Source organism: Moorena sp. SIO2C4 (assembly GCF_010672485.1).
GTDB lineage: Bacteria > Cyanobacteriota > Cyanobacteriia > Cyanobacteriales > Coleofasciculaceae > Moorena > Moorena producens.
On record NZ_JAAHGN010001208.1, the window covers coordinates 1 to 2,101 of the forward strand.

General features: G+C 51.6%; 2 protein-coding genes and 1 pseudogene. All 3 read left to right on the forward strand.

The genetic code is table 11. The features are described from left to right. Positions 1–469, forward strand: a 469-nt coding sequence (locus tag F6K20_RS35635) for a cation diffusion facilitator family transporter (protein WP_287297972.1), incomplete at its 5' end; no start/stop codon positions are given. A 231-nt stretch (positions 470–700) separates the two neighbouring features. Then, positions 701–1,678, forward strand: a complete 978-nt coding sequence (locus F6K20_RS35640) for a peptidylprolyl isomerase (protein WP_287297973.1) — start codon at positions 701–703, stop codon at positions 1,676–1,678. Beyond that, positions 1,675–2,101, forward strand: a pseudogene (locus F6K20_RS35645) (hypothetical protein); the annotation flags it as partial. The gene F6K20_RS35640 and the pseudogene F6K20_RS35645, both read left to right, overlap by 4 nt.

A 2,101-nucleotide genomic window follows, 5' to 3' on the forward strand; every position in this document is an offset into this window, starting at 1 on the left:
TGCTATGGCTGATGGTCTAGTCAGTCTGGCAGTGTTGGTCAGCGCTGTGGGGGTTGCCCTGGGCTATTCCTGGGCCGATCCCGTGATTGGTTTAGTGATCACAGCAGTGTTACTAAAAATTGTCTGGGAGTCGGGGCAGACTATTTTTAGTCGCTTGCTGGATGGCGTGGAACCAGAGGTGCTAGAATCCCTCAACCATGCCATCAATCATGTCCCTGAACTAGAAGCTGATGCTGTGGCAAACCTTCGACCCCGCTGGCTGGGGCATCGGCTCCATGTCGAGATGGACCTCATGCTACCACCGACTCTATCTCTTCAGCAGACCCAAGGAATTACTAATACTGTTGAGGAGCAACTGAAAGCCGAACTGCCCTATCTAGGTTTGATAGTGGTTCGCGCTGTACCTTTTACTCAAACGAGGGAATCGGGAATCGGGAATCGGGAATCGGGAGTAGGCAATAGGCAATAGGCAATAGGCAATAGGCAATAGGCAATAAAAGATTTCACCAATCATTGAGAAGATTGTTTGACTCAGTGGTGCGTTACGGGAAGGGCTATCTCAACAAGGGCCGACCGTTAAAATCATGGCGAGCCCTTCCCTAACGCACCCTACGCCTAATCCCTACGCCTAATCCCTGCTCCCTGTTCCCTGTTCCCTGTTCCCTGTTCCCTAAAACCCAAAAAAATGTACCTCACCTAATTGAACACCGTTATAATTGCCATGCAGGAAACAGCAACAACACTGATTCATCAAGAAACTTCACTGTCTGAAATCCCGGTTAAGAGGGAGGATCGACCCAAGCCACTAATTCGGATTTTGCGGGAACCATTGCTGCATTTCCTGGTTTTGGGTGCCCTGCTGTTTGGGCTATATTTTTGGGTTGGTGGTCCTTCTATCACATCGGATTCTCCCAAGCACATTGAGGTGTCTGCTGGCACCATTGAGTCTTTGAAAACAACCTGGCAGCGGCAGTGGGGACGAGAGCCCTTGCCCCAAGAGCTGGAAAGCCTTGTGGATAAATACGTTCGCGATGAAGTACTGTATCAGGAAGCCCTGGCATTGGGGTTAGATCAAAACGACCTGATTGTGCGGCGACGGGTGGTTCAAAAGATGCAGTTCTTGGTCGAAGATGTGTCGGCTCTGCAGGAACCCTCCGATGAAGTGTTGGAAGCCTATTTAGGGGAGCATGCTGAGCGCTACGCGATACCGGGCAAGTTTAGCTTTGGACAGATTTACTTCAGCCGGGAAATGCGGCGCGATCGCACTGATGCGGAAGCCCGTGATCTTCTGAATCAGTTGCAAGCCAACCCCAACCTGGAACGGTTCCAGAAGCTAGGGGACCGCTCCATGTTGCCCATAACCTATAATCTAGCCTCAGCTGAGATCCTAAGCAACACCTTTGGTGGAAGCTTTGGTCAGGAGATGGCTGGGGTTACGGAAAACGGCTGGCAAGGCCCGTTCCATTCCGCTTATGGCAGTCATCTGGTTTACGTTAGCGACATTGAACCGGGTCATAACGCTACCTTAGCAGAGGTCAAAAGGGATGTCCGCCGGGACTGGATCAGAGACCAGCGCCAACAGCTGGACGAGCAGTTCTATCAACAGTTACGCGATCGCTACACGGTTTCCATTGACCAGGATGCTCTCAACCAAGCTATTCAGGAGGAGCAGGGATGAACAAAGAAAGGCAGAAGTCAGAAGTCAGAAGGCAGAAGTCAGAAGTCAGAGGGCAGAAGGCAGAAGTCAGAAGGCAGAAGGCAGAAGTCAGAGGACAGAAGGGATTTATCACGATACCGATAGCCCAAGCCTTCTGGCAACCAGAAGGGAGCAAGGGTTACAATTCCCCACTCAACTTTTTTCAGTGGCTCGTCTTCAGAGGGAAATGGATTTGTATTGCTCTGTTGGTTTGCCTCGGCCTGGGATGCTATCCCGCCCCCGCCCAGGCTCACGGCTTTCAAACGTCCTACCTGGAACTACGAGAGCAACCCTCTGGCCAGGTGGAGGTGGTCTGGAAAACCCCATCAGCCATGAGTTTTGGGGATGAAGGGCTGAGTAGTCCCATGACCATTAGCCCGGTATTTCACAGCCACTGCACTGGGA